The organism is Bartonella sp. AS69XJJH, from assembly GCF_042195585.1.
GTDB lineage: Bacteria > Pseudomonadota > Alphaproteobacteria > Rhizobiales > Rhizobiaceae > Bartonella.
The window spans coordinates 1-517 of the sequence record NZ_JBHIOO010000158.1 but is presented as its reverse complement, the minus strand read 5'-3'; the positions used below and the strand labels follow the sequence as shown (position 1 = coordinate 517).

General features: G+C 37.1%; 1 pseudogene. It reads left to right on the top strand.

The features are described from left to right. Nucleotides 1–517: pseudogene (locus ACFIK6_RS10325) on the top strand (hypothetical protein); the annotation flags it as partial.

Sequence of the window (517 nt, the reverse complement as noted above, 5' to 3'; positions counted from 1 at the left end):
GTTCATTACGATAAAAAAGATGGTGATAATGGCGGCATTGATTACACGAGTGTAACTTTAGGTAAAGGTAAGGATAAGACACCTGTTGCACTCCATAATGTTGCTAATGGTGTAATATCTTCAGAATCCTATGATGCAATTAATGGTCAGCAGATTAATAAAATCGGCGGTGACATTGCTAAGTTCTTAGGTGGTAATGCAGCTTTTAGTAATGGTGCTTTCAGTGAACCATCTTATGAGGTACATGACATTAGAAAAACTGGTGATGTAGGTGTATCACCAAGTAGTCATCATAATGTTGGTTCAGCTCTTTCGGCGCTTGATTATAGCCTTGGGAATGTGAATACGCGTATAACGAATACGATCAATGATTTTAATAAAAAAATAACTGATAGTTCTCAACATATTGAGAAAGATGCTTTGTTATGGAATGATGATGTGCAGGCCTTTGTAGCACGTCATGAAAAGAGCAAAGAAGAAAAAGGCAGGGCTGTAAGAACACAAGAAAACAGTAGAA